Annotated in this window: 27 protein-coding genes; 20 read left to right on the forward strand and 7 right to left on the reverse strand. The window is 71.3% G+C overall.

Annotated elements, in window-relative coordinates; genetic code table 11:
* The first annotated feature begins 72 nt into the window (after window positions 1-72).
* The 11 genes from ACSHXC_RS31080 to ACSHXC_RS31130 all read left to right on the forward strand — a co-directional run bounded on the left by ACSHXC_RS31080 (window position 73) and on the right by ACSHXC_RS31130 (window position 10280).
* Entirely contained in the window at window positions 73-1083 is a 1011-nt protein-coding gene (locus tag ACSHXC_RS31080) for an FKBP-type peptidyl-prolyl cis-trans isomerase (RefSeq protein ID WP_438294729.1), read from the forward strand.
* A gap of 40 nt (window positions 1084-1123) precedes the next feature.
* Window positions 1124-1495: an FKBP-type peptidyl-prolyl cis-trans isomerase gene (locus ACSHXC_RS31085; RefSeq protein ID WP_053723510.1), complete on the forward strand. Its 372-nt coding sequence runs from the start codon at window positions 1124-1126 to the stop codon at window positions 1493-1495.
* Window positions 1496-1642: 147 nt separating this feature from the next.
* Window positions 1643-2593, forward strand: a complete 951-nt coding sequence (locus tag ACSHXC_RS31090; RefSeq protein WP_438294730.1) for a helix-turn-helix transcriptional regulator — start codon at window positions 1643-1645, stop codon at window positions 2591-2593.
* Window positions 2594-2609: 16 nt separating this feature from the next.
* Complete coding sequence (locus ACSHXC_RS31095; protein WP_053723512.1) at window positions 2610-3584, forward strand: helix-turn-helix transcriptional regulator; 975 nt, start codon at window positions 2610-2612, stop codon at window positions 3582-3584.
* 15 nt (window positions 3585-3599) lie between these two features.
* Entirely contained in the window at window positions 3600-3854 is a 255-nt protein-coding gene (locus ACSHXC_RS31100; RefSeq protein ID WP_438294731.1) for a hypothetical protein, read from the forward strand.
* A gap of 11 nt (window positions 3855-3865) precedes the next feature.
* Window positions 3866-4063 (forward strand): hypothetical protein, encoded by a 198-nt coding sequence (locus ACSHXC_RS31105; protein WP_114037925.1) that lies wholly within the window; start codon window positions 3866-3868, stop codon window positions 4061-4063.
* Window positions 4064-4274: 211 nt separating this feature from the next.
* Entirely contained in the window at window positions 4275-4553 is a 279-nt protein-coding gene (tatA, locus tag ACSHXC_RS31110) for a Sec-independent protein translocase subunit TatA (RefSeq protein ID WP_053723515.1), read from the forward strand.
* 70 nt (window positions 4554-4623) lie between these two features.
* Entirely contained in the window at window positions 4624-5583 is a 960-nt protein-coding gene (gene tatC / locus ACSHXC_RS31115) for a twin-arginine translocase subunit TatC (protein WP_438294732.1), read from the forward strand.
* 37 nt (window positions 5584-5620) lie between these two features.
* Entirely contained in the window at window positions 5621-6553 is a 933-nt protein-coding gene (locus ACSHXC_RS31120; protein ID WP_438294733.1) for a diacylglycerol kinase, read from the forward strand.
* Between the two features lie 45 nt (window positions 6554-6598).
* Window positions 6599-9427 carry a DEAD/DEAH box helicase gene (locus ACSHXC_RS31125; RefSeq protein WP_438294734.1) on the forward strand — a complete coding sequence of 943 codons (2829 nt, stop codon included), beginning with the start codon at window positions 6599-6601 and terminating at the stop codon, window positions 9425-9427.
* A 223-nt stretch (window positions 9428-9650) separates the two neighbouring features.
* Window positions 9651-10280, forward strand: a complete 630-nt coding sequence (locus tag ACSHXC_RS31130) for a TetR/AcrR family transcriptional regulator (RefSeq protein WP_438294735.1) — start codon at window positions 9651-9653, stop codon at window positions 10278-10280.
* On the opposite strand, the gene ACSHXC_RS31135 is transcribed toward ACSHXC_RS31130, so the two are convergent.
* On the reverse strand, window positions 10240-11310 hold the full coding sequence (locus tag ACSHXC_RS31135) for an ADP-ribosylglycohydrolase family protein (protein ID WP_438294736.1): 1071 nt from the start codon (window positions 11308-11310) through the stop codon (window positions 10240-10242). The two genes, ACSHXC_RS31130 and ACSHXC_RS31135, sit on opposite strands and share 41 nt — an antisense overlap.
* 151 nt (window positions 11311-11461) lie before the next feature.
* Between ACSHXC_RS31135 and ACSHXC_RS31140 the strand changes: the two genes are divergently transcribed.
* From ACSHXC_RS31140 to ACSHXC_RS31150, 3 genes are all read left to right on the forward strand, one after another.
* The gene (locus ACSHXC_RS31140) at window positions 11462-12133 is read left to right on the forward strand and encodes a PadR family transcriptional regulator (protein WP_438294737.1); all 672 of its coding nucleotides are present in this window, start codon (window positions 11462-11464) and stop codon (window positions 12131-12133) included.
* Window positions 12134-12328: 195 nt separating this feature from the next.
* Window positions 12329-13339, forward strand: coding sequence for an ATP-binding cassette domain-containing protein (locus ACSHXC_RS31145; RefSeq protein WP_438294738.1), 1011 nt, complete (start codon window positions 12329-12331; stop codon window positions 13337-13339).
* On the forward strand, window positions 13336-14145 hold the full coding sequence (locus tag ACSHXC_RS31150; RefSeq protein ID WP_438294739.1) for an ABC transporter permease: 810 nt from the start codon (window positions 13336-13338) through the stop codon (window positions 14143-14145). Before ACSHXC_RS31145 ends, ACSHXC_RS31150 begins: the two co-directional genes overlap by 4 nt.
* A gap of 82 nt (window positions 14146-14227) precedes the next feature.
* Here the strand turns inward: ACSHXC_RS31150 and ACSHXC_RS31155 are convergent, their stop codons facing one another.
* Window positions 14228-15133, reverse strand: a complete 906-nt coding sequence (locus ACSHXC_RS31155; RefSeq protein WP_438296921.1) for a hypothetical protein — start codon at window positions 15131-15133, stop codon at window positions 14228-14230.
* Between the two features lie 174 nt (window positions 15134-15307).
* Here ACSHXC_RS31155 and ACSHXC_RS31160 point away from each other — a divergent pair, with 174 nt between their 5' ends.
* On the forward strand, window positions 15308-15976 hold the full coding sequence (locus ACSHXC_RS31160) for a MerR family transcriptional regulator (protein ID WP_438294740.1): 669 nt from the start codon (window positions 15308-15310) through the stop codon (window positions 15974-15976).
* A gap of 61 nt (window positions 15977-16037) precedes the next feature.
* On the opposite strand, the gene ACSHXC_RS31165 is transcribed toward ACSHXC_RS31160, so the two are convergent.
* Both ACSHXC_RS31165 and ACSHXC_RS31170 read right to left on the reverse strand, forming a co-directional pair.
* Window positions 16038-16883 carry a siderophore-interacting protein gene (locus ACSHXC_RS31165; protein ID WP_438294741.1) on the reverse strand — a complete coding sequence of 282 codons (846 nt, stop codon included), beginning with the start codon at window positions 16881-16883 and terminating at the stop codon, window positions 16038-16040.
* A gap of 118 nt (window positions 16884-17001) precedes the next feature.
* Window positions 17002-17910, reverse strand: coding sequence for a 5'-3' exonuclease (locus ACSHXC_RS31170; RefSeq protein WP_438296922.1), 909 nt, complete (start codon window positions 17908-17910; stop codon window positions 17002-17004).
* Window positions 17911-18152: 242 nt separating this feature from the next.
* On the opposite strand from ACSHXC_RS31170, the gene ACSHXC_RS31175 reads away from it, so the two are divergent.
* The 4 genes from ACSHXC_RS31175 (at window position 18153) to ACSHXC_RS31190 (ending at window position 22500) form a co-directional block, all read left to right on the forward strand.
* Complete coding sequence (locus ACSHXC_RS31175) at window positions 18153-19220, forward strand: quaternary amine ABC transporter ATP-binding protein (RefSeq protein ID WP_438296923.1); 1068 nt, start codon at window positions 18153-18155, stop codon at window positions 19218-19220.
* A complete protein-coding gene (locus tag ACSHXC_RS31180) occupies window positions 19213-21015 on the forward strand; it encodes an ABC transporter permease/substrate binding protein (protein WP_438294742.1) in 1803 nt (600 codons plus the stop codon). The genes ACSHXC_RS31175 and ACSHXC_RS31180 overlap by 8 nt, the downstream gene beginning before the upstream one ends.
* Before the next feature lie 214 nt (window positions 21016-21229).
* Window positions 21230-21787, forward strand: a complete 558-nt coding sequence (locus ACSHXC_RS31185; RefSeq protein WP_438294743.1) for a helix-turn-helix domain-containing protein — start codon at window positions 21230-21232, stop codon at window positions 21785-21787.
* Complete coding sequence (locus tag ACSHXC_RS31190) at window positions 21784-22500, forward strand: helical backbone metal receptor (protein ID WP_438296925.1); 717 nt, start codon at window positions 21784-21786, stop codon at window positions 22498-22500. The genes ACSHXC_RS31185 and ACSHXC_RS31190 overlap by 4 nt, the downstream gene beginning before the upstream one ends.
* Before the next feature lie 6 nt (window positions 22501-22506).
* On the opposite strand, the gene ACSHXC_RS31195 is transcribed toward ACSHXC_RS31190, so the two are convergent.
* Window positions 22507-23625, reverse strand: a complete 1119-nt coding sequence (locus ACSHXC_RS31195; protein WP_438294744.1) for a TDT family transporter — start codon at window positions 23623-23625, stop codon at window positions 22507-22509.
* 76 nt (window positions 23626-23701) lie between these two features.
* Here ACSHXC_RS31195 and ACSHXC_RS31200 point away from each other — a divergent pair, with 76 nt between their 5' ends.
* Window positions 23702-24625, forward strand: coding sequence for a LysR family transcriptional regulator (locus ACSHXC_RS31200; protein ID WP_438296927.1), 924 nt, complete (start codon window positions 23702-23704; stop codon window positions 24623-24625).
* Window positions 24626-24632: 7 nt separating this feature from the next.
* On the opposite strand, the gene ACSHXC_RS31205 is transcribed toward ACSHXC_RS31200, so the two are convergent.
* Both ACSHXC_RS31205 and ACSHXC_RS31210 read right to left on the reverse strand, forming a co-directional pair.
* Complete coding sequence (locus ACSHXC_RS31205; protein WP_438294745.1) at window positions 24633-25316, reverse strand: GNAT family N-acetyltransferase; 684 nt, start codon at window positions 25314-25316, stop codon at window positions 24633-24635.
* A gap of 312 nt (window positions 25317-25628) precedes the next feature.
* Complete coding sequence (locus ACSHXC_RS31210; RefSeq protein ID WP_438294746.1) at window positions 25629-26315, reverse strand: gamma-glutamyl-gamma-aminobutyrate hydrolase family protein; 687 nt, start codon at window positions 26313-26315, stop codon at window positions 25629-25631.
* Between the last annotated feature and the right edge of the window lie 3 nt (window positions 26316-26318).

Below are 26318 nucleotides of genomic sequence, written 5' to 3' on the forward strand. Positions count from 1 at the left end.
CGGACCCTTGTGGTACCGGAGTGGGGCCGTAGAGTGGCGGCTCCGACCGTTCCAGCTACCCCGAGGACCACTGTGCGACGCCGACTTGCTGCCGCGCTCATCGTGCCGGCCCTGATGCTCACCGCGGCCTGCGGAGGAGGTGACGACTCGGCGAAGAAGAAGGACGCGTCCGCTTCCCCCTCCGACCAGGCGTCCCAGCCCGCCGCCCCCAAGCCGGTGTCCGACGCCTCGCCGATGCCCACCGTCGCGGGCGACCTGGGCAAGAAGCCCACGATCACCATCCCCAAGGGCGACCCGAGCGGGAAGTTCGTCGTCAAGACGCTGACCGCTGGCACCGGCCCCGAGGTCAAGAAGAACGACCTCGCGGTGACGAAGTACACCGGGAAGATCTGGAAGAGCGGCAAGGACCTCGCCGGTTCCTACGACAAGGACGGCGTGCCCCAGGTCATCCCGGCCGGCTCGCAGACCTACATCCCCGCGTTCAGCGAGGCGGTGCTCGGCCAGAAGGTCGGCGCCCGCGTCCTGGTCGTCGCCCCGCCGTCCGCCGCGTTCGGCGCCGCGGGCAAGCAGGAGCTCGGCGTCTCCGGCACCGACAACCTGGTCTTCGTCCTCGACGTCGACAGCGTGATGCCGAAGAAGGTCGAGGGCACCCAGGCCGCCATCCCGTCCGACCTGCCGCAGATCAAGGCGGACAAGGACGAGGCCGCCACGATCACGGTCCCGAAGAACGACCCGCCGAAGAAGCTCGTCGACCAGGTCCTCATCGAGGGCAAGGGCGCCGAGGTCAAGAGCGGCCAGACCGTCTACATGCAGTACAGCGGCGCCACCTGGAAGCCCAACGAGGGCCTGCCGCAGGCGAAGCTGTTCGACACGTCCTGGAAGACCGGCGCCCCGTTCTCGACCCAGATCGGCCAGGGCCAGGTCATCGAGGGCTGGGACAAGGGCCTGGTCGGCAAGAAGGTCGGCAGCCGTGTCCTGCTTGTCATCCCGCCGGAGCAGGGCTACAAGGACAAGGCCCAGGGTGCGGACATCCCGGCCAACTCGACCCTGGTCTTCGTCGTGGACATCCTCGGAGCAGTGTAAGACTGTCCCGGTTGCCCATAGCGATTAGTAGGAGCATTACGTGAGCATCGACAAGCCCGAGATCGACTTCCCCGAGGGCCAGCCGCCGGCTGACCTGGAGATCAAGGAGATCTGGGAGGGTGACGGCGCCGTCGCCAAGGCCGGAGACTTCGTCAAGGTCCACTACGTGGGCGTGGCCTTCTCCACCGGCGAGGAGTTCGACGCCTCCTGGAACCGCGGCAACCCGCTGGAGTTCAAGCTCGGCGCCGGCCAGGTCATCTCCGGCTGGGACCAGGGCATCCAGGGCATGAAGGTCGGCGGCCGCCGCCGGCTGACCATCCCGGCCCACCTCGCCTACGGCGACCGCGGCGCCGGCAGCGCGATCGCCCCTGGCGAGACGCTGATCTTCGTCTGCGACCTGGTCTCCGTCTGAGACGCACCTCGATCAGTCCCGAGCGATCGGACCTGATCAGACCGAGGGCCCATGCCTGCTGGCATGGGCCCTCGGCTTTTGCCCGGGCAGCCGGGGGCGGTACGGTCAACGGTCGTAGCGCACAACGAGAGAGGGCGTAGGGCATCGATGGCGATTGCCAAGGCCGAGCGGCTGATGAACCTGGCGCTGTGTCTGCTCGGGACACGGCGCGCACTCAGCAAGCGGGAGCTGCGCGAGTCCATCGAGGCCTATCTCGAAGCCGGGTCCGACGACTCCTTCAACCGGATGTTCGAGCGGGACAAGGACGACCTGCGGGAACTCGGCCTGGTCATCGAGACCGTCGAGAACCTCGACGGCGAGACCGGCTATCTCGCCCGCCGCGACAGCAACCGCCTGCCGCCGGTCCAGCTGGATGCCGAGGAGGCCGCGGCCCTCGGGCTCGCCGCCCGCGTCTGGCAGCAGGCCCGGCTCGCGGGCGCGGCCAGCGGAGCACTCCAGAAGTTGCGCGCCGCCGGCATGCCGGAAGCGGACAACCCGTACGAGCACAGCGCCATCGAGCCACGCATCCCGGTCCATGAGACGGCCTTCGAGCCTTTGATGCTGGCCTGCCGCGACCGGCGCCCGGTCGTCTTCGACTACCGCAAGGTCACCGCGGTACGCCCCGAGACCCGGCACGTCGAGCCCTGGGGCCTGGAGTGCTGGCGCGGCCACTGGTACCTGGCCGGCTGGGACCGCGACCGGGGTGCCGAGCGGGTGTTCCGCCTCAGCCGCATCTCCGGCCGGGTCCGCTCCCGCGCGGGCGCCTTCACCGCGCCCGTGCCCGATGTCGTCACCGTGCGCGAGACCGTCGAGAGCTGGGCGGGGGAGACCGCGACCCGCTCGGCCAGGATCCGGCTGCGCGCCGGGGCCGGCTACCCGCTGCGCTCGCGGGCCGCCTCGACGCGGGAACTCGGCGACGGGTGGGACGAGTTGGAGATTCCGTACGGGCATGGGCTGGATGCCCACCTCGTGGAGTTCGGCCCCGATGTGGTCGTGCTGGAGCCCGCCGACCTGCGGGCCGACGTGATGGACCGGCTGCGCGCCGTGGCCAAGGGCTGAGGGGGACCGTACGACCATGGCTGCAAACGCCATCGACCAGACGCGGCGGATGCTGTCGCTGGTGACCTATCTGCGCGAGCGCCCCGGCGCCCATGTCGCGGACGTCGCCCGCGCCTTCGGCATCACCGAGGACGAACTGATCTCCGACCTCGACGTGCTGCCCATGTGCGGCACGAGCTTCCGTGGCGGCGACCTCCTGGACATCGACACCGACGGCGACCGCATCTGGTGGCACAACCCGGACGACGTCGCGGCCCCGCTCCGGCTCGCCGCCGACGAGGCGACCGCGCTGCTCGTCGCCGCCCGCGCCGTCTCCACGCTGCCCGGCCTGCGCGAGGGCGACCGGCAGGCGCTGCTGCGGGCCACCGCCAAGCTGGAGGCCGCGGCCGGCGAGGCCGCCGGCGCCAGCTCCCGGCTGTCGGTCACGTTCGAGTCCGAGGGCGGCGTCTTCGCCGAGGTCGACCGGGCCATCTCGGAGCGCCGCCGGCTGTGGGTGAAGTACTACTCGCCCGCCCGCGACGAGCTCACCGAGCGCGAGGTCGACCCGATCCGGCTCTTCGCCGTCGGCCACACCTACATGGAGGCGTGGTGCCGGCTCTCCGAGGCCCGGCGCACCTTCCGCCTCGACCGGGTCGCCGAGATCCGCCTGCTCGACGAGGCCTCCGCGCCGCCCGAGCTGGAGCTGCGCGACCTGTCCGAGGGGCTCGTCCAGCCGTCCGCCGAGGACCCCGAGGTCGTCGTCGAGGTCGGTCCCGGCGGCCGCTGGGTCGCCGAGTACTACCCGCACGACAGCGCCGAGGAGCTCCCCGACGGCGGCCTGCGGATCACGCTGCGCACGCCCGACCCCGCGTCGCTGCGGCGCCTGGCGCTGCGCCTCGGCCAGGACGGCCGGATCGTCTCGCCGGACGACCTCGCCGAGAGCGCCCGGCGCGCGGCCCGAGAGGCGCTCGCCGGCTACGAGGAACCGCCCGCGCTCGACCACCAGAGCTGAGGAGAATTGCGGAACATGTCGGTATTGCCCGGTATTTCCCGTCCTATGATCCCGGTCCTCTTCAAGGCGGCCTGCCCGGAGTGCCGCGCCCGCTTCGAACTCGGCGCGGCCGCGCTCCGCCTGGCCATCGGCGCCAGCCGCCGCACCACCTTCTACTCCTTCACCTGCCCCGAGTGCGGCTCGGCCGTCCGCAAGCCGGCCGGGGAGCGCATCATCGAACTCCTCACCGGCGGCGGTGTCCGCACTCTCCGCCTCCACTCCACCGTCTAGGGTCCGCATCCATGTTCTGGCCGATGACCGCCATCGCCCTCGGTTTCCTCGGGATCGCCGTGCTCGGCGTCCTCGCGATCAAGGTGTTCGTCGAGGCGCAGCGGCTCGGCCGCCAAGTGGCCGACACCACAAGGAAGATCAACCGTGCCGCCGAGGACCTGGAGCGCGCCGCCGTCGACCTCGCGGGCGCCGGGGAAACGCTGAGGTGACCGGTGCGCTCTGATGTCGCCCGTTTCGGGGCGGTACGCTGCACAACGCGGTCCAGGTAGCGAGGCCCGGTCCGCAAACGGGCGTACGCACGGGGATTGCCCAGCGTTTACCCCTGCGCGTTACGATCGCTGCACGTAAGGCGGTCGGACACCAGTCCGGCTGCCCCCAGCAGCCCCCTATCCTGCAGCCTCGGTGAGAAGGTAAACGCTTATGTTCGGAAGGCTCGGCGCCCCCGAGATCATTCTCATCCTCATCGTCGTCGTCCTGCTGTTCGGCGCGAAGAAGCTCCCGGACATGGCGCGGTCGCTCGGCAAGTCGGCCCGCATCCTCAAGAGCGAGGCCAAGGCCATGAAGTCCGAGGGGCAGCAGCCCGCCCCGGCCGACCCGCCGGCCGAGCAGCCGCCGGCCCAGCGCACGATCCAGTCCGCGCCCGGCGACGTGAGCAGCGCCCGTCCGGTGACCGAGCCGACGGACACGACGCAGCGCTGACACCGGGCCGAAGCAGGCGCTGTTCACCTCTGTGACCAAAGTGACCTGCCGCACGAGATGAGGACGTGGGTTGCTCAAGTCTGCCCGCAAACAACAGAGGGACCCCGAGGGCCGGATGCCGCTCTCGGACCACCTTCGCGAGCTGCGCAACCGGCTCGCGAAGTCGGTGTTGGCGATCCTGGTCTGCGCCATAGTGGCGGCGTTCTACTACAAGGACATCGCCGAGCTGATCACGCGGCCGATCAAGGAGGCCGTGGACTGCACGGTGCCGTTCACCGAGCTCACCAAGAAGGACGGTGGCGCGGAGGTCTGCGGCAACATCACCATGTCCGGCCTCATGGGGCCGTTCACGCTGATGATCAAGGTGTCGATGGTGGCGGGCGTCGTCGCGGCCAGCCCGGTCTGGCTCTACCAGCTGTGGGCGTTCGTCTCGCCCGGCCTGCACAAGCACGAGAAGCGGTACTCGCTGAGCTTCGTGGCGGCGGGCTTCCCGCTCTTCGTCGCGGGCGGCTGGTTCTCGTACAACGTTCTGCCCGCGGCTGCCCGGGTGCTCCTGGACTTCACCCCTGGAGGGGTGGCCAACCTCCTGCCGCTGAACGAGCTCATCGACCTCGTCACCCGCATGATCATCGTCTTCGGCCTCTCCTTCGAGCTGCCGCTGTTCCTCGTCATGCTCAACTTCAGCGGCATTCTCACCGGCCGCCGGATGCTGGGCTGGTGGCGCGGAATGATCATGGGTGTCACGATCTTCGCGGCCTTCGCGACGCCGACCGTCGACCCGGTCTCGATGCTCTCGCTCGCCGCTCCGATCGTCGGTCTCTATTTCATCGCCGTCGGCATTTCGCTGATGAACGACAAGCGCCGCAAGCAGCGCGCCGAGGCCGGACCTGCGGACGACGAGGCCTCCGAACTGGACCTCACCCCCGAGGACGTCGGCACGGTCGAACCCGTGAGCGCGGCCCCGGCCGTGCCCGAGCAGGCCGACGGCGGCCGCTCCAGCAAGCTCAACGGGTACGACGACATCACCTGACCTTGACGTGATCGCCGGACCTTGTATGGTCCGGCGGGTGACCAGCGAGATCACCCTCTTCGTCAATCCCGCCGCGGGACGCGGCCGGGGCGCGCACGCCGCGCAGCCGGCCGCTTCGGCGTTGCGGGCCGCCGGATTCTCCGTACGCACCGTGCTCGGCGAGGACGCCGACGACGCGCTGCGCCGGGCCCGCGAGGCCGTCCAGGGCGGCACCGGGGCGCTCATCACCGTCGGTGGCGACGGCATGGTCAACCTCGCCCTCCAGGCCCTCGCAGGGACCAGGACCCCGCTCGGCGTCGTCGCCGCGGGCACCGGCAACGACTTCGCCCGCGCGCTCGGCCTGCCGATACGCGACCCGGCCCGCGCCGGAGAACTCGCGGCTCAGGCCCTCAAGGGCGCGCACATCAGGGACATCGACCTCGGCCGCGTCGGCGACCGCTGGTTCGCCACCGTCCTCGCCTCCGGCTTCGACTCCAAGGTCAACGACCGCGGCAACCGCATGCGCTGGCCTGGCGGCCGCTTCAAGTACGACCTCGCGATGCTCGCCGAACTGGCCGCCTTCAGGCCGATCCCGTACAAGATCATGCTCGACGACGGCGAGACCCGTGAGATCGAGGCGACCCTGATCGCCGTCGGAAACACGTCCTCCTACGGAGGCGGCATGCGCATCTGCGCCGACGCCGATCCGGCCGACGGGCTCTTCGACGTCACCGTCGTCGGCGACTGCTCACGGGCGACCCTGCTCAAGGTCTTCCCGCAGGTCTACAAGGGCACCCATCTCGGCCACCCCAAGGTCACCACCCACCGCGTCGCCTCGATCACGCTCGTCGCGGACGGCATCACCGGGTACGCCGACGGGGAACGCCTCGGTCCGCTCCCGCTCACCGCGGAGTGTGTACGCGCCGCCGTACGGGTATTGGCACCGGTACCGGCGCCCGGCCGGAAGGCCGTCGGTAGCGGCCTCCAATAAAGATCGCGACCTCTGTCAGAGGCGGCGGGTAGGCTCGAAGACAAGATGACAGAGGACCTCTCACCAGCCGAAGCGTACGCAGCTGCCCGACTCCGCGCCGTCGAGCAGGCCACCGCGCTCGCACCCTTCCGCGACCTGTACGACTTCGATCTGGACCCCTTCCAGATCGAGGCCTGCCAGGCCCTCGAAGCCGGGAAGGGCGTGCTCGTCGCGGCGCCCACCGGCTCCGGCAAGACCATCGTCGGCGAGTTCGCCGTGCACCTGGCCCTGGAGCAGGGCCGCAAATGCTTCTACACCACGCCCATCAAGGCGCTGTCCAACCAGAAGTACGCCGACCTCGTGCGCCGCTACGGCGCCGACAAGGTGGGCCTGCTGACCGGCGACAACAGCGTCAACGCCGATGCGCCGGTGATCGTCATGACCACCGAGGTGCTCCGCAACATGCTGTACGCGGGCTCCCAGGCGCTGCTCGGCCTCGGATACGTGGTGATGGACGAGGTGCACTACCTCTCCGACCGCTTCCGCGGCGCCGTATGGGAAGAGGTGATCATCCACCTCCCGGAGTCCGTCACCCTGGTCTCGCTGTCGGCGACCGTCTCCAACGCCGAGGAGTTCGGCGACTGGCTGGACACCGTCCGCGGCGACACCGAAGTGATCGTCTCCGAGCACCGCCCCGTGCCGCTGTGGCAGCACGTCATGGCCGGCCGGCGGATGTACGACCTCTTCGAGGAGGAGTCCGACCACGGCGGGCGCGGTGTCGCCAGGCGCGAGGTCAACCCCGACCTGCTGCGCATGGCGCGGATGGAGAACCAGAAGACGTACAACCCGCGCGACCGGCGCCGCGGCAAGATGGTCCGCGAGGCCGACCGCGAGCGGGAGCGCCGCTCGCGGTCGCGGATCTGGACGCCCGGCCGCCCCGAAGTCATCGAACGGCTCGACGCCGAAGGCCTGTTGCCGGCCATCACCTTCATCTTCAGCCGCGCCGCCTGCGAGGCGGCCGTCCAGCAGTGCATGTACGCGGGCCTCAGGCTCAACGACGAGGAAGCGCGCCAGAAGGTCCGCGAGATCGTCGAGGAGCGCACCGCCTCCATCCCCGGCGAGGACCTGAACGTCCTCGGCTACTACGAGTGGCTCGAAGGCCTGGAGCGCGGCATCGCCGCCCACCACGCGGGCATGCTGCCCACCTTCAAGGAGGTCGTGGAGGAGCTGTTCGTACGGGGTCTGGTGAAGGCCGTCTTCGCCACTGAGACCCTCGCCCTCGGCATCAACATGCCGGCGCGCTCAGTGGTGTTGGAGAAGCTCGTCAAGTGGAACGGCGAACAGCACGCCGACATCACGCCCGGCGAGTACACCCAGCTCACCGGCCGGGCCGGGCGGCGCGGCATCGACGTCGAGGGCCACGCCGTGGTCCTGTGGCAGCGCGGCATGGACCCGGGCGCGCTCGCGGGCCTGGCGGGCACGCGCACCTACCCGCTGCGCTCCAGCTTCAAGCCCTCGTACAACATGGCCGTCAACCTGGTCCAGCAGTTCGGCAGGCACCGCTCGCGCGAGCTGCTCGAAACCTCCTTCGCGCAGTTCCAGGCCGACAAGTCCGTCGTCGGCATCTCGCGCCAGGTCCAGCGCAACGAGGAGGGCCTGGAGGGCTACCGGGAGGGCATGCACTGCCACCTCGGGGACTTCGAGGAGTACGCGCGGATGCGGCGCGACCTCAAGGACCGCGAGACCGAGCTCGCCAAGCACGGCGCGGCCCAGCGCCGGGCGGCCGCCGCGGCGTCCCTGGAGAAGCTCAAGCCGGGTGACGTCATCCACGTACCGACCGGCAAGTTCGCCGGCCTCGCGCTCGTCCTCGACCCCGGGATCCCCGCCGGGCGCACCAACGGCCACCGAGGCTTCGAGCAGCACGACGGGCCCCGCCCGCTCGTGCTGACCGCCGAACGGCAGGTCAAGCGGCTCGCCTCGATCGACTTCCCGGTGCCCGTGGAGGCCCTGGAGCGGATGCGGGTCCCGAAGTCGTTCAACGCGCGCTCGCCCCAGTCCCGCCGGGACCTGGCGTCCGCGCTGCGCACCAAGGCCGGGCACATCGTCCCCGAGCGGCACCGCAAGGCCCGCTCGGAGGCGGCCGACGACCGCGAGATCACCCGGCTGCGGGCCGCCCTGCGCGCCCACCCCTGCCACGGCTGCGACGAGCGCGAGGACCACGCCCGCTGGGCCGAGCGCTACCACCGCCTCCAGCGCGACACCCGGCAGCTGGAGAAGCGCATCGAGGGGCGCACCAACACCATTGCGCGCACCTTCGACCGCATCGTGGCGCTGCTCACCGAGCTCGACTACCTGCGCGACGACGAGGTCACCGAGCACGGCAAGCGCCTGGCCCGCCTGTACGGCGAGCTCGACCTGCTGGCCAGCGAATGCCTGCGCGCGGGCGTCTGGGAAGGCCTGAGTCCGGCCGAACTCGCCGCCTGCGTATCGGCGTTGGTGTACGAGGCGCGGCAGTCCGACGACGCCGTGGCGCCCAAGACGCCTTCCGGCAAGGCCAAGGCCGCGCTCGGCGAGATGGTGCGGATCTGGGGCCGGCTCGACGCCCTCGAAGAGGACCACAAGATCAACCAGGCGGAGGGTGTGGGCCAGCGCGAGCCCGACCTCGGCTTCGCCTGGGCCGCCTACCAGTGGGCCTCCGACAAGGGCCTGGACGAGGTGCTCCGCGAGGCCGACATGCCCGCAGGCGACTTCGTCCGCTGGTGCAAGCAGGTCATCGACGTCCTCGGCCAGATCGCGGCCGCGGCGCCGCGCGAGAACAGCACGGTGGCGAAGAACGCCCGCAAGGCGGTCGACGCGCTGCTACGGGGAGTCGTGGCGTACAGCTCGGTGGGGTGAGCGCTCGGGCGGTACGGGGCTCCGTGCCGCGGGTTGGAGTGGCCCCCGCCGGGGTTGTGGGCGGGGGCTGCTTCGTGTCCGCTTCCGTTGGGTTTGGCCACCCCGTGCCTCGCAAGTCGGGTCGTACGCCGCGACCGTGGGCGGGGGTGGCGGGCCGCTTCCGGAGCGGCCTGGAAACGTCGCCCCCGACCCCCCCTCGGCCGCGTGTGCGACGATCGGGTTCATGAGTGCCACGACGGGGCGAAGGGTCGGGCGGCCGCGGGCAGTGCAGCGGCCGGACAGCGGTCTTGCCGCGCGCGATGAACTGCTGTGCGCGGCCGCCGAGTTGTTCACGCTGCACGGATACGCGGCGACCACGACCCGGGCGGTGGCGGATCGGGTGGGGCTTCGGCAGGCCACGATGTACCACTACTTCTCCGGCAAGGAGGACCTGCTCGCCGAGTTGCTCGAGTCGACGGTCACCCCCTCCCTGGAGCTCGCGCGGCGGCTCCTCGAAGATGCCTCGCGCAGCGCCGAGGACCGGCTGCGCGAGCTGTGCCGCTCGGACGTGAAGCTGCTGTGCGGCGGTCCGTACAACCTGGGGGCGCTCTATCTGCTCCCCGAGGTACGCGCCGAGCGCTTCGCCGTGTTCCACCGCAACCGCGCCGAACTGAAGGCCGCGTACGGGGAACTGCTCGCCGCGACCGAGGCCTGTGCCGATCTGGACGGGGACGCGCTGGCGCTGCGCACGGACCTGGTCTTCGGCCTGATCGAAGGCGTCATCCTGATCCACCGCTCGGCACCGGGCCGCGATGTCGCGGTCTTCGCCGCGGCTACGGCTGATGCCGCGCTGCGGATTGCGGGTGCGGGCTGATCCCGGGCTGATCTCTGCGTGCGGACCGGGCCGGCTCCCGGCCGTCGGTCGCCGCACCCGCCCCCAACTCCCGTGCCAGAACGCTCAGTTCAGCTGCCCCCAGAACCCGGTCGCCGAACCCCGGCAGGGGGACGTGCAGTGGGGTCGTCCAGCGGGCCGGGATGGAGGGGAGTCCGTAACAGGCACCCGCCAGGCCGCCGGTCACCGCCGCGACCGTGTCCGTGTCTCCGCCCAGGTCGATCGCCGTGCCGAGCGCTCGCTCGAACGAGTCGGTGGTGCGCAGGGCCCAGAGGGCGGAGCCGAGGCAGGGCCAGACCGCGCCGTTGAACTCCGTCGCGTCGTCGGGGTGCCAGTCGGGCGCCAGGACCGTCGACCAGCGGACGCGGTGGTCGGGGTGGACGGCGGCCAGCGCGTCCGGCACGGCCGACAGCGGATCGGTGCCGGTCAGCGCTGCCCGTATCAGGTCGTGATAGATCGCCGTACCCTCCCAGGCGGCCCGGTCTCCGTGGGTGAGCGCGGCGATGCGGCGGGCCGCGGCCATCGTCGCCTCGCGCCCCGCGTCCGCGAAGTACACGGCGGCCGTGGTGGCTCGCATCAGCGAACCATTGCCCGCCGCACGCCGGTTGCCCTGGAAGTGGAGTGCGGCCGCGCGGTGCCAGGGCTCGCCGTTCGTCAGGACGTCCTCGGTCTGGAGCCCGATGTCCTTGGGGCCGGAGACCGCCCAGCGCTGGAACCGCCGGAAGATGTCGGCCGGTTCGAGGCCGCCGCATTCCAGCAGCGAGTCGGCGACCAGCACGGCCATCTGCGTGTCGTCGGTGGCTTCGCCCGGATCCCAGCCACCGCCGCCGCACATCGTGCCGACGCCGTCGGGGAACCGCCCCGAGTACACCCCGGGCGGCCCGAACTCGAAGGGCGCCCCCAGCGCATCGCCCACCGCAGATCCGACCACGGCCCCCGCCACTCGGTCCGCCCGGCGCGTGGTCCGGCCCCCGCCGAAGCGGGCCAGGTTCTGGCGATCTTCGATACCCATGCCGGCCACGCTAACGGGCTTGCGCACGGCGTTGCGAACGCAGCTGGTTTTCCTGGATCCCTCGGATGGAAATTCGCGATACATCGCGCTTGACGCAACCCCTCAGTCGCGATATGTTCGGCCACGAGTATTCGGGAACGAGGTGATGGTCATGGCGGCAGGGCGGCGCAAGCTCCGTAATCCCTTGGCGCTGGCCGTTCTGGTGTTGCTCGCCGAGCGGGCTTCGATGCATCCGTACGAGATCGCGTCGACTCTGCGCCAGCGTGGCAAGGAGTACAGCATCAAGATCAATTACGGGTCGCTGTACACCGTCGTCCAGAACCTTCAGAAGCACGGGTTCGTCGAGGTCGCCGATGTTCAGCGGCAGGGCAATCGCCCCGAGCGGACGCTCTATGCCCTCACGGCCGCCGGGCGCGAGGAGATGCTCGACTGGATGGCGGACATCGTCTCGGTGCCCGTGCACGAGTTCCCGATTTTCGAGACCGCGCTCTCCCTCATGGGTGTACTCCCGCCCGACGAGGTCGCCGTGCTGCTCGAACAGCGGGTCAATACGCTGGAAGTGCGGGCCGCGGGGCTGCGAGGAGCGCTGCGGAAGCTGTGCGAGACGCTGCCCCGGGTCTTCCTTGTGGAGAGCGAGTACCAACTCCACATGATCGACGCCGAGGTGGAGTGGGTGCGCGGCTTCCTCAAGGAGATGGCCGACGGCACGCTCAGTGGCGTCGATGCCTGGCGCACCTGGCACTCCACGGGTGAAGTGCCCGAGGAATGGCGGGAGTTGGAGGATCAGGATCTCTCGCGCGGCCGGCCCGGGGAGACCCCCTAGGCCTGCCCACACAGCAAAAAAAGAACCCCGGTACGGGCTGTTGCAGCAGCCCACACCGGGGTTGCGACCCCGGACCCGACCCGCGCGCGGCAGGCCAGGCGATCGAAGGTGCGGCACACCAAGGATAGCCCGGCGCTTCTCACGCGGAACGGTCCGTCATACCGACCACCCCGCTCACCACAGGAGAGCCCCGTCATGAGCACCCGGGCGCCCGCAGTAGAGGCGCGCAATCTGATCAAGACGTACCCCGGTGATGTCACCGCCCTCAACGGCATGGCCGTCACCGTCGAAACCGGCAAGGTCTTCGGACTGCTCGGCCCCAACGGCGCCGGCAAGTCCACCACCGTCAAGATCCTCACCACCCTCGCCCGCCCCGACAGCGGCACCGCGACCGTCGCCGGGCACGATGTGCTGCGCCACCCCGACCGGGTCCGCCGCACGATCGGCGTCGTGGCACAGAAGTCCGGCGCCGACCCCGTCGCCACCGGCCGCGAGAACCTCCAGCTCCAGGGGCGCCTGTACGGGCTCACGGGCGCGGCCCTGGGCCGCCGCGTCGACGAGCTGCTCGAACGGTTCGACCTCGGCCACGCGGCCAAGCGCATCGTCAAGGGCTACTCGGGCGGCATGCAGCGCCGCCTCGACGTCGCGCTCGGCCTGGTGCACCGGCCGGAGGTGCTGTTCCTCGACGAGCCGACCACCGGGCTGGACCCCGAGGCCCGCACCGCGATGTGGGACGAGATCTCCCGCCTCGCCGGCGACGAGGGGCTCACCATCGTGCTCACCACCCACTACCTCGAAGAGGCCGACCGGCTCTGCGAGCGGATCGCGATCGTGGACCGCGGCCGGGTCGTCGTCGAGGGAACCCCGGACGAGCTGAAGGGCGAGCTCCGCGGCGATGCCGTCCATGTGGAGCTGCGCGAGACCGTCACCGAACGCTCCCTGCTGCGCGACGCGCTCTCCGGTCTGCCCGGCGTGCACGAGGTGCTGCTCGACGGCCGCCGGGTCAGCGCCCGCGCCGACGACGGCGCGGCCGCCGTGCCCGTCCTGCTCGCCGCCCTGGAGCGGGCCGGAGCCTTGGTCGCCGCCGCGACCGTGGCCCGTCCCTCCCTCGACGACGTCTACCTCCGCTATGCCGGACGCCGTTACTCCGAGGCCGAGGCGGCAGCCGAAGCCCCCGCCCTCGCCACCGCGGGAGACTCCCGATGAGTATCCAGTCCGTCACTGGTGCGCCCCTGCGCTCCAACGCCCTCGCCCAGACCTGGTACATGACGCAGCGTCAGCTGATGGCGATCTTCCGGCAGCCCGCCTATCTCCTGATCACCCTCGTCCAGCCGGTGATCTGGCTCTTCCTCTTCGGCAACCTGTTCAAGAAGGTCGTCGAGCTCGGCGGCTTCGGCACCACCTCCTACCTGGACTACCTCGTCCCGGGCATCGTGGTGATGAGCGCACTCGGCTCCAGCATGTGGGCCGGCATGGGCACCCTGGAGGAGATCGAGCGCGGCACGCTCAACCGCTTCCTCACCACACCGGTCAGCCGCGGCGCCCTGATGAACGCCAACGTCGTGCAGAACGGCATCAGCATCGCCGTCCAGACGGTGATCATCCTGCTGCTCGGCAAGCTCGGCGGCGCCCACTACCCGGGTGGCTTCGGCGGTCTGGTCATCCTCGCCGTCGCCGCGATCCTGCTCGGCACGGTCTTCGGCGCCTTCTCCAACGCGCTCGGCATGCTGGTCCGCCAGCGCGAGTCGATCATCGGCATCAACACCTTCCTGCTGCTGCCGCTGACCTTCCTGTCCTCGGCCTTCATGGCGCCGTCCCAGATGCCCTCCTGGATGCGCCACATCGCCGACTTCAACCCGCTCAACTGGGCCATGGTGGCCGGCCGTTCGGCCGTGTCGGCCGACCCCGACTGGGGCATCGTCCTCGGCCGCGGCGGCGCGCTCCTCGCCCTCGCGGTCATCGCGGTCTGGCTGTCGACCCGCACGTTCCGCTCGTACCAGAAGTCGGTCTAGCGATACATCCCTGAAGACAGGGAGCCGCCCGGCCCTCCGCAGTCCCGGAGGGCCGGGCTTTCCGTGTGTTTTCCGGTGCCGGTCACGCCACGGGCTGCTTCGGCCTCTCGGGTGTACGGCCATCGGACCGCCCAACCGGCAGGCGCAGGGCGGCAGTTGTGCCCAGTGTGGCCCCGGCCGCGATCAGGCCCGCGGCGGCCAGCATCGCCCCGTCGGGGTGGATCAGGGGCTGGCCGCGCAGGGCCTGCCAGGTCAGCAGGGCGAGCACCGCCGCGTACACCGCACCCATGACCGCGACCAGACGGGCCCGGATCCGCTCGTCGCGGAGCCGGGGAATCCGGACGCCCAGCGCGACGAGGCCCATCAGGGCCAGCGGGATCAGCTGGAGGGCGTGCATGCCCACGAAGTGCGGGATGCGCAGGTCGCCGCCGGTCGTGGACCAGCCGGTCAGCGGCATCGAGGGGCCGCCGTCGGGCACCCCCACGCTGTGCGCGCCGACGATGCCCGACGGGTGGGCCGCCTGCTCGGGCGTCTGCCGCGTCATCAGGAAGCCGACCCCGGCGCCGGCCAGGCCGAGGACCGCGCCGATCCGGATCGCCCGGGCGCCCGCGCGGTCCGCGATCGTGCTGCGGAACAGGAGCACCGCGACGACCAGCGTGCCCAGCCACAGGACGGCGACGGTGAGGCCCATCACGTTGAAGAGCGCCGCGTCGAACGGCGTCTGGTGGTTGAAGTGGCTGCGCTTGCCGCGCATCACCTGGCCGGTGATGATCACCATCTCGATCACCCCGGTCGCCGCGACCACGGTCCCGGCCCACCAGCCCAACTTCCGCCTGCGGGTGAGGAATTGGAGCATCCAGGCGAGCGTCAGGCAGTACGCCACGAACGAGACCGCGAACTTCAGCGGCTTCGCCCAGATCGGCGCGCCGACCAGAACCCGGTCGTCCACGATCAGCCCCACGACCGACACGACGGCTAAGACGGCCATCGCCCCGGAGAACAGCACCAGTGGCCGGTGCCACGAGCGGAGCGGGGTGGGAGGGGAGGAGAAGGACATGGGAGTACCCCCGAGAGAATGGACAGCGGCACTATCCGCTATCCGATAGTGCGACTATCTATGATGGGGCGTTGGGTTGGCAAGGCCGGATGAGGTGAACACGCGATGCGCATCGGTGAGTTGAGCCGCAGGACGGGGGTCGCGATCCCCACGATCAAGTACTACGTCCGGGAGGGGCTGCTCCCGCCCGGCGAGCTGACCAGCCCGAACCAGGCGAGCTACGACGACTCCCACGAGCGCAGGCTGCGCCTGGTGCGCGCGCTGATCGATGTGGGCGGGCTCTCGGTGCAGGCGGTCGGCGAGGTGCTCGGCGCCGTCGACGATCCGGACCGGCCCGTGCATGCGGTGCTCGGCGCCGCGGCCAAGCGCATCGTGCCCCGGTACGGCGATGGTGCCGACCCGGAACTGGAGGCCGCGCGCGAGGAAGTGGCGGCGCTGATCGAGCGCCGGGGCTGGCGCGTCCGCCCCGGGAGTCCGGCCGCGGAAGCCCTGGCGGGCGCGCTCGCGGCGATGGAACGGGTCGGCCACGGCGACTTCGCCGCCGAGGTCCTCGACGAGTACGCGCAGGCGGCCGAGGGGGTGGCCGCGGCCGATCTCGGCTATGTCGGCCGCCAGGCGAGCCGTGAGGATCTGGTCGAGACCGTGGTCATCGGGACCGTCCTCGGCGAGGCGGTCTTCTCCGCCGCCCGCCGCATGGCCCACCAGGACGCGTCGGCCCGCATGTACGGCAAGGAGGGCGACGGGGGCCGTCTGCAGGGGGTGGAGGAGCCCTGAGTGATGCCGAAACCCCCGGCAGGGCGGGTGCCGGGGGTTTCGAGGCTGGAGGGGGAGGAGGTCAGGCCGCCGGGGCCTCCTGCTCGCGCTCCACCTGCTCGTTCCAGTCGCGCTTCATCGCGCGCCAGCCGTCGTCGTCCTGGCCCAGGCGCCAGTAGCCCGAGATGGAAAGCCGCTCGCGCGGTACGTTCCGCTCGACCCGGAGCAGTCGGCGCAGCTCCTTCACGAAGCCCGCCTCGCCGTGCACAAAGGCGTGCACATCGCCGGCCGGGAACTCCAAGTCCCTCACCGCGCCGAGCAGTTCGGATCCCACCGCGGCCTCGCCCCGGTGCAGCCAGGTCACCGAGACGCCGTCCGGAGTGCTGATCTTCTGCTCCTCCTCGGGGTCGGTCACCTCGACGAACGCGCGCACCACGGCGCCGGCCGGCATGCGCTCCATGGCCGCCGCGATCGCGGGCAGCGCGCTCTCGTCGCCGACGAGCAGGTGCCAGTCGGCCGCCGCGTCCGGGGCGTACCCGCCGCCCGGGCCCAGGAAGCGCACCGTCTCGCCCACCTGGACGCGGGCGGCCCACGGGCCCGCGAGGCCCTCGTCGCCGTGCACCACGAAGTCGACGGTCAGCTCGCCGGCCGCCGCGTCCCAGTTGCGCACCGTGTAGGCGCGGGTGCTCGGCCACTGCTCGCGCGGGAACTCGGCGCGGATCCGCTCCATGTCGAAGGGCTCCGGGTAGCTCACGCCCTCGACCGGGAACAGGATCTTGACGTAGTGGTCGGTGTGCTCGCCGGTGCCGAACCCGGCCAGCGACTCACCGCCGAGCACGAGGCGCACCATGTGCGGGGTGAGCCGCTCGGTGCGCACCACCTGGGCCTCATTGATCTTCGGTGCCTTGCGGGACGGGCGTTCTGCCACAGTGTGCTCCCCTGATCCAGCCTGATCCACTGTTGGTTAGGATTACCTAAGTTAGCACCTTGGGGACGAAAAGTGGCGCCTCATTGAGCGGCGCCTCGCCGGTGAGGCGAGTGGCACCTCACCGGCGAAGGGTGGTCAGCAGCCGGCCCGTCGCCCCGGCCAGGCCCCACTGGGCCACCAGCTCCTCCAGGGTGGCCGGGTCGAGCGGCTCCGAGGGCAGCGTGGGGTCGAACTCCGGCAGTTCCACGTCCATCGCGACCCGCACCACCTTCGGCGCGACGTCCAGATAGTCCGCCGCCTCCAGGATTCCCCGGCGCTTGGCCGGGGTCAGCCGGGAGAAGCGGTCGGCGGCGGCCGCGCGCACGCCCGCCAGGTCGCCGTACTCGTTGATCAGCTGGGCCGCCGTCTTCTCGCCGATGCCCTTCACTCCGGGCAGCCCGTCGCTGGTGTCGCCGCGCAGCGCCGCGAAGTCCGCGTACTGATCGGGCCGCACCCCGTACTTCGTGCGGATCAGCTCGTCGTCGACCAGGTCGCAGTCGCCCACGCCCTTGCGCGGGTACAGAACCCGCACCCCGCGCTTGTCGTCGACCAGCTGGAACAGGTCGCGGTCGCCGGTGACGATGTCGACCGGCCCTGCCGAGAGGCCGGACAGGGTGCCGATCACGTCGTCCGCCTCGTACCCCGCGACGCTGACTCGGGCGATGCCCAGCGCGTCCAGGACGTCGTCGATCACCGGAACCTGGGGGGCCAGCGTGTCCGGCGTCTCCTCCTCGTCGGGCTGCCCGGCCGGGGTCTCCTCGGCCACCCGGTGCGCCTTGTAGGAGGGGATCAGATCGACCCGCCACTGCGGCCGCCAGTCCGCGTCCATGCAGGCCACGAGGTCGTCCGGGCGGTGGTCGTGGACGAGGCGGGAGATGAAGTCGAGCAGGCCGCGCACGGCGTTGACCGGCGTGCCGTCCGGCGCCCTGACCGTGTCGGGCACCCCGAAGTAGGCGCGGTAGTAGAGGGACGAGGTGTCGAGGAGCATCAGGCGTCGCGTCACACCCCGATGATGCCGCACCCCACTGACACCCACCTCGCCGCCGCTAGTGAATGCGTGAACTGGGTCACTGTTGTGTTTGCTCCGGGCAAAGGGGGGCAGGCGCGACGCCGGAGCGGACCCAGGTATGGATTTCAACCATTTCTCGGGCTGCGGACCGAATCCGCGCCGCTCCACGGCCCGCCCGCGGGGGAGTCGGGCCGTTTTTGAGTTCTACCCGTGAGGTGTATGTGTCCAGGCTGCAAGCCGAGCAGCTCTACAAGGTGTTCGGCAGACGACCCGACGAAGCCGTCCGCAAGCTCGAAGGCGGCGCCGACCGCGACGAGCTGCGGGCGGACGGGACGACCGCGGCGGTGATCGACGCCTCGTTCACGGTGGACCCCGGCCAGATCTTCGTTGTCATGGGTCTCTCCGGATCCGGCAAATCGACCCTGCTGCGCATGCTCAACGGGCTCCTGGAGCCCACCGCGGGCCGCGTGCTCTTCGACGGCCAGGACCTGACCAGCCTGTCCGCGCGTGAGATGCGTACGGTTCGCTCCAGCAAGATCAGCATGGTCTTCCAGCACTTCGCGCTGTTCCCGCACCGCAGCGTGCTCGAGAACGCCGCGTACGGCCTCGAAGTCCAGGGCGTCCCCCGTGCCGAGCGCGAGAAGCGCGCCGCCGAGGCCCTGGAGCTGACCGGCCTCGCGGGCTGGGGCGACTCCTGGCCCGACGAGCTCTCCGGCGGCATGCAGCAGCGCGTGGGCCTGGCCCGCGCCCTGGCCACCGACGCCGACCTGCTCCTGATGGACGAGTCGTTCAGTGCCCTCGACCCGCTGATCCGGCGCGACATGCAGGACCAGCTCCTCGAACTGCAGAAGCGCCTCAAGAAGACGATCGTCTTCATCACGCACGACCTCAACGAGGCCATGCGGCTCGGCGACAAGATCGCCGTGATGCGCGACGGGCGGATCGTCCAGCTCGGCACCGCCGAGGACATCCTGCTCACCCCGGCCAACGACTACGTCGCCTCCTTCATCCAGGACGTCGACCGCTCCCGGGTGCTCACCGCGCTGTCCGTGATGACGACCCCGCACCGCCCCGACGCCGGGGACTGCGCATGCGAATCCGTCCTGCCCGGCACGCCCGTCGCCGACGTGTGCACCGTGGCCGCCCGGGTCCCGCACCCGGTCGCGGTGAAGGACATCGACGGTTCGCTGCTCGGCGTCGTGCCGCAGGAGCGGCTCATCGCCTTCCTCGGGGACGACAAGCAGGGCCCGGTCGTCTGCTCGATGAAGGAGGTGGCCACGCATGCCTAGGCTCCACCTCGGCGACTGGGTCGACAGCGCGGTCGACTTCCTCCAGCGCCACCTCTCCTGGCTGTTCGACGCCATCACGCAGGTCGTCAACGGCATGTACGACGGCATCAACACGGTGCTCGACGCACCGCAGCCGCTGCTGTTCGCGGGCATCCTCGCCGTCGTCGCCTGGTGGCTGCGCGGCCTGTCCGCGGGTGTTCTGACCTTCGCCGGTTTCGCGCTGATCGACTCGATCCAGCTGTGGGACGACACCATGTCGACGCTCTCGCTGGTGCTCGTCGCGGCGATCGTCACGCTGGTCGTCGCGATCCCGCTCGGCATCTGGGCCGCGCGCTCCAAGACGGTCAGCGCCGTCCTGCGGCCGGTCCTCGACTTCATGCAGACCATGCCGGCGATGGTCTACCTGATCCCCGGCATCATCTTCTTCGGCGTCGGCGTCGTCCCCGGCATCATCGCCACCATCGTCTTCTCGCTGCCCCCGGGCGTCCGCATGACGGAGCTCGGCATCCGCCAGGTCGACGGTGAACTCGTCGAGGCGGCCGAGGCGTTCGGCACCACGCCGCGCAGCACCCTGGTGCGCGTGCAGCTCCCGCTCGCCCTGCCGACGATCATGGCGGGCATCAACCAGGTGATCATGCTCAGCCTGTCCATGGTGGTCATCGCGGGCATGGCGGGCGGCGGCGGCCTCGGCGGCGCCGTCTACCGCGCGATCGGCAATGTCGACATCGGCCTCGGCTTCGAGGCCGGCATCTCCATCGTCGTCCTGGCCATGTACCTGGACCGGATGACCGGGGCGCTGAGCCGCCAGGTCTCGCCGCTCGGCCGGCGCGCGCTCGCCAAGGCGAAGGCCGCCACCGGCGGTCTCAGGATCTGGAACTACCGTCCGCAGCCCGCCGTCGCGGTCGTCGGCGTGGTCGTCCTCGCGCTCGTCGCGGGCGGCATGAACATGTTCGGCTCCTCGGACGAGGCCACCGCCAGTGGCGCCAAGGACGTCGGCAAGGGCAAGAAGATCTCGCTCGGCTACATTCCGTGGGACGAGGGCGTCGCCTCCACCTTCCTGTGGAAGGAGCTCCTGGAGCGCCGCGGTTTCACCGTGGACGCCCGCCAGTACGAGGCCGGCGCGCTCTACACCGGCATGGCCGGCGGCCAGATCGACTTCGAGACCGACTCCTGGCTGCCCACCACGCACGCCCAGTACTGGGCGAAGTACCAGAACAAGCTGGAGGACATGGGCTCCTGGTACGGGCCCACCTCCCTGGAGCTCTCGGTGCCGTCCTACGTCAAGGACGTCAACTCCCTCGAAGACCTCAAGGGCAAGGGCGCCGAGTTCCAGAACCGCATCGTCGGCATCGAGCCGAGCGCCGGTGAGACCGGGATCCTGAAGGACAAGATCCTCAAGGAGTACGGCCTGGACGGCGAGTACAAGGTCGTCGACGGCTCCACCCCCGGCATGCTGGCCGAGCTGAAGCGGGCGTACGCCAAGAAGGAGCCCATCGTGGTTCCGCTCTGGTCGCCGCACTGGGCGTACAACACCTACGACCTGAAGAAGCTCAAGGACCCCAAGGGTGTCTGGGGCAAGGGCGACGGTGTGCACACCCTGGCCCGCAAGGGCTTCGCCTCCGACAACGCCGAGGTCGGCAAGTGGCTCAAGAACTTCAAGATGGACGAGAAGCAGCTCACCAGCCTTGAAGCCAAGATCCAGTCCACCGGCAAGGGCAAGGAGCAGGACGCCGTGCGCGCCTGGCTCAAGGAGAACCCGGGTCTGGCCGACAAGTGGACTCCGGTCTCGTCGTAGCCGCCCGGCGAGGGGAACCCCCTCCTGCCTCCCGTTTCCGCAGCCGCGGCCGGTCCTCCGGCCGCGGCTGCGGAACGTCGGGATCCGGCCTGATCTCCTACGGAACCCTTGGCGATCTTGGCGGGACGGTCCCCTCGGGGCCCGAAGCTGCGTAGGGTGACGTGAACGCAGCCGGTGCGAACGCGGACCGAGTGACAGGGAGGGAGCCCGGGAGATGGACGACAAGGAAACTCTTCGGGTGGGCGTGGCGGTACGGCGGCTGCGCCGCAGTCTCGGTCTCACCCTGGCCGTGGTCGCCGAGCGCAGCGGCCTTTCGGTGCCGTTCCTCAGCCAGGTCGAGAACGAGCGTGCCCGCCCCAGCGCCCGCTCCCTCCAGCGCGTGGCGGACGCCCTGAACACCACGGTCGGCGAGCTGTACGACGCCGCCGACTGCACCCGCACCGTCGACGTCGTGCGGGCAGAGCCCGAGGGCGAAGAAGGATCCGGCGTGCGCGCCCTGCTGCGCGGGCACCACCAGCTGCACGCGATGGAGTTCACCGGCGAGCAGGACACCGGGCGCGAATTCCAGCACCGCAACGACGAGTTGATGTACGTGGCCGAAGGGGCCGCGGAGGTCGAGGCCGAGGGCCGCGCCTATCGCCTGGAGCGCGGCGACACGCTGTGCCTGTCCGGCGGGGTGCGCCACCGCTGGCGGGCGGCGCTGCCCGGCACCCGCATCCTGGTCGTGGCGGTCGCCGACCACATCGAGGCCATCGAGGAGACCCGCCACTGAGGAGGGTGGTCTCCCTCGTCCCGTCCCTGACGGAGGCGGTCGCGGTCAGCGCCCCCGGGCTCCTGGTGGGCGTGACCGACTGGTGCAGCCACCCGGCCGGGCTCGACGCCGTGCGCATCGGAGGCACCAAGAATCCGGACGTGGCGCGGATCATCGCGCTCGCCCCGGATCTGGTCGTCGCCAACGAGGAGGAGAACCGGGCCGCCGATCTCGCGGCCCTCACCGCCGCCGGGCTCGACGTCCTGGTCACCGAGGTCCGCTCGCTCCCGCAGGCGTTCACCGAGCTGGAGCGGGTCCTGGTCGACGGCTGCGGTCTCTCGCGGCCGGGCTGGCTGGACGCGGCCGAGCGGGCGTGGGCCGGGGTGCGTCCCGGCCCGAAACGGATGGCGGTCGTGCCGATCTGGCGGCGCCCCTGGATGGTGCTGGGCCACGACACCTTCGCGGGCGACCTGCTGGCCCGGTTCGGCGTGCACAACGTCTACGCCACTCACGCCGAGCGCTACCCCCGCATCGGCATCGACGAGCTGAACGCGGCGGGGGCCGACCTGGTGGTCCTGCCCGACGAGCCGTACCGCTTCACGCCCGACGACGGCCCCGAGGCGTTCCCGGCGTGGCCCGCCGCCCTGGTCGACGGCCGCCGGCTCACCTGGTACGGCCCGTCATTGGCCGAAGCGCCGGCCGTACTCGGCGCGGCGCTTCGGGGCAATCGTTGACGCGGGCTACTTCTTCACGGGCGCCGCGAGCAGCTTGCCGTTGACGAGGCCTCGTACGGTGTGGAATCCGGCCACCAGCCAGGCCGTCACGAGCAGCGCGTACAGGGCGACCGACAGCCAGTCGAAGGCGTGCAGGCCGGTGTGGCGGGCGAGGCCCTCGGCGCCGGTGACACAGGTGCCGACGGGGAAGGTGAAGGCCCACCAGGTCATCGCGAAGCCCATCCCGCGCCGGGCCGCCCGGACCGCCATGGCCACCGCGAGCGCCAGCCACATCAGGGCGAAGCCCATCACGGGCACCCCGTACAGGACGGCGAAGGCGCCCATCCCGTTCGCGTAGGTGGCGTCGATCGCACCGGGGGCCACGTCGGCGAGCTTGTTCACGGCGGTGGTGGACTGGCCGAGGGGGCCGAGCACCAGGAACAGGGTGGGAGTCAGGAACAGGGGCAGCGCGCCCCGGTGGATCAGGCGCGAGAACACCACGGGCAGGATGACCAGGGTGGCCAGCAGGCTCATGCCGAACATCGCGTACGAGCCGAGCAGCAGCGCCTCGCGGGCCTGCCCGGCGGGCAGGTGGGGGACGAGCAGCGGGCCGAGGGTCGCCGAGACCATGGGCGCGACCACGGGGAGCAGCCAGACGGGAGAGGCGCTGCCGGGCGCGACGTCGTGCCGGGCGACCATCAGGTACGGCACGGCCACCGCGGCCACCAGGCCGATCAGCGTGCCCACGCCGTAGAGCACCCACGCCAGGGGGACGGCCGCGGCCTCGCCGATCAGGTCGGTGCCCACTGACAGGGAGCCGATGCCGACGGCCAGGAACGCCATCGACAGGCAGCCGTAGAAGGGCGCCACGGTGGGGTCGAGGAGGTGTGCGCGGGCCTGGTCGCGGTGGTGCAGCCAGTGCCCGGCGCGGGCCACCAGCAGCACCACGAGCATGGCAAGCGCCAGCGCCCAGACCACCTGGAGGCCGGGGATGTGGAACGGCAGTCCCGCGCCCGCGTTGGCGATGATGGCGGTGCCCATGACCGCGGCGTACCAGTTCGGGCCGAGGTGGCGCAGGGCCGGACGGCGCCGGACGGCGGCGACGGGGGGTTGGGTGCGGGGGCGCGGTTGTGCGATGGTGGCCATGAATCCAGCTTCGTACCGGTCACGGGCCCCCGCCACGCCTGCTGGGGCTATGAGCCCATAAGCTGGGTTTATGAGCATGAACGGTCCTGAGGACACCGCCCCCCTCGCCCACCGGGTGCCCGACCTGGGCGCGATGGAGTTGCTGATCGCCGTCGCCCGGCACGGCAGCCTCGGGCGGGCCGCCCGCGATCTCGGCATCACCCAGCCCGCCGCGAGCAGCCGCGTCCGCTCGATGGAACGCCTCCTCGGCGTGGCCCTCGTCGACCGGTCCCCGCGCGGCTCCCGGCTCACCGCCGAGGGCGTTCTGGTGACGGACTGGGCGCGGCGGGTCGTGGAGGCGGCCGAGGCGTTCGACGCGGGAGCGCAGGCGCTGCGCGGCCGCCGGGACTCGCGCCTGCGGGTCGCCGCGAGCATGACGATCGCCGAGTATCTGCTGCCGGGCTGGCTGATCGCGCTGCGCGCCGAGCGACCCGGCACCGCGGTCTCGCTCAGCGCCGGGAACTCGGCCGTGGTCGCCGAGCGGCTGCTCTCGGACGAGGCCGACCTCGGCTTCGTCGAAGGGCTCGGCGTGCCCGCGGGCCTGGACTCGGCGGTCATCGGCCACGACCGGCTCGTCGTGGTCGCGGCCCCCTCGCACCCGTGGGCCCGCCGGCGCCACCCGCTGCTGCCCGGGGAACTGGCCGCGACCCCGCTCATCCTGCGCGAACAGGGCTCGGGCACCCGCCAGGTCCTGGACGCGGCGCTCGCCGCGCACGGCGGCCTCGCCGAGCCGCTCATCGAGCTCTCCTCCACCACCGCGGTGAAGGCCTCCGTCGTCAGCGGGGCCGGGCCCTCCGTGCTCAGCGAGCTCGCGCTCGGCGAGGAACTGGCGGCCCGGCGCCTGGTGCAGATCCCGGTCGAGGGCGTACGGCTGCGGCGCGATCTGCGCGCGGTGTGGCGCCAGGGCCCGCTGCCCGCGGGGCCTGCCCGAGACCTGCTCTCGCTGACCCGCCCCACCTGACGAACCGTCAGGCAGGCACCAGGCGGCTTCTGTTGGCGTCCTTGCGGGCTCGGGCCAGGCGCTGCTCGATGGTGTGCCGCACCATGGGCCACTCCTCGTCGAGGACCGAGTAGAACGCCGTGCCCCGTACGAGTCCGTCCAAGCCCCGCGTGTGCACCCGGCGCACCCCCTCGCACACCGCGCCGAGCCGCTCGATCGCGGCCCGGGAGCGGGCGTTGCGGGCGTCGGCGCGCAGCGAGATGCGGCGAAGGCGCCAGGTGTCGAAGGCGTGCTGGAACATCAGGAGCTTGGCCTCGGTGTTGATGCCGGTGCCCTGGGCGTGCGCGGAGAGCCAGGTGGCGCCGATCTCGGCCGCGTCCGGGACCGCGTCGGCGCCGCCGGTCAGCGGCCCGCGCGGCGCGGGCGGCCACACCACGGGCCCGTCCCAGTAGTCGAGTTCGCAGAACCGGGTCGACCCCACGACCAGCCCGTCGGCGGTCCGTACGGTCGCGAACGCCAGGCTCCGCCCGGCCTGCTGGTCGGCCAGCGCGCTCTGGATGTAGGCGTGCGCCGCGTCGAGGCCGTGCGGCACGGGCGTGAAGGCGTACGAGGTCCGGTCGGCGGCCGCCGCGGCGGCCAGGGCCGGGGCGTGGGAGACGGTGAGCGGTTCGAGCCGTACGGAACGGCCCGACAGGATGACGGGTGCGGGCACGGGGCCTTCGGTCCTTCGGAGCGCGGCGGAGCTTCCCCGCCGGTGGGCGGGGAGAGCGGGGACACGGAGGAACACACTGTCAGGATGTGTCCGTGAAATGGCCAGGGAAGGAACGAGTACGCGAAGAGGAACGAGCGGCCAGGTGAAGGCGAGGAGTCTCGGGGAATCCGCCCTGCGAGGGGCGGCGAGAGGAAGATACCCGGATGATCGCCCAATCGTCACCCCCTCGGAAGAGTGAGGGTTGCCGGGCGTGTCGTCCGGCCCCGGACCGCACCGGGTCCGGGGCCGTCGCGACGGGCCTGAGCTGGGGCTTCAGCGCGTGGATGCGGCCCGTACCAGGCCCTCCATGACGCGGGTGTCCCGGCCCATCTCGGGATGCCACTGGACGCCCAGGACCCAGCCGGGGCCGGGCAGTTCCGCCGCCTCGACGGTGCCGTCCTCCGCGTGGGCCGAGGCGATGAGGCCCGAGCCGAGCCGGTCCACGCACTGGTGGTGGTAGGTCGGCACGTCCGCGGCATCGGGGACCAGCCCTGCGTAGAGAGTGCCCGGCACCGGCTTGACGGTGTGCTCGCCGAACACGCCCCGCCCGCCGGTGTGCCCCTCCAGGTGCTGGACCAGGGTGCCGCCGAGCGCGACGTTGAGGAGCTGGAGACCCCGGCAGATGCCGAGCAGGGGAGTGCCCGAGGCCAGCGCCGCGTCGATCAGGGCGAGTTCCCAGGCGTCCCGCTCGCGGGCGGGGGGTCCGGTACGGGGCGACGGCTCGGCCCCGTACCGGACCGGCTCCACGTCCGCCCCGCCCGCGACGACCAGGCCGTCAAGCCGTGCCACGACCTCGGCCGCGGCGGCCGGGCCGTCGTCGGGCGGCAGCATCGCGGCGAGCCCGCCGGCCGCGCGGACCAGCCGGGGATATCCGGCGGGCAGCAGGGCGGCGGGCAGGTCCCACACGCCCCACTTGGCGGGCTCCAGGTACGTACTGATGCCGATGAGCGGCTTGGACACGGT

Source organism: Streptomyces sp. HUAS TT7 (assembly GCF_051550175.1).
In the GTDB taxonomy this organism is placed as follows: Bacteria; Actinomycetota; Actinomycetes; order Streptomycetales; family Streptomycetaceae; genus Streptomyces.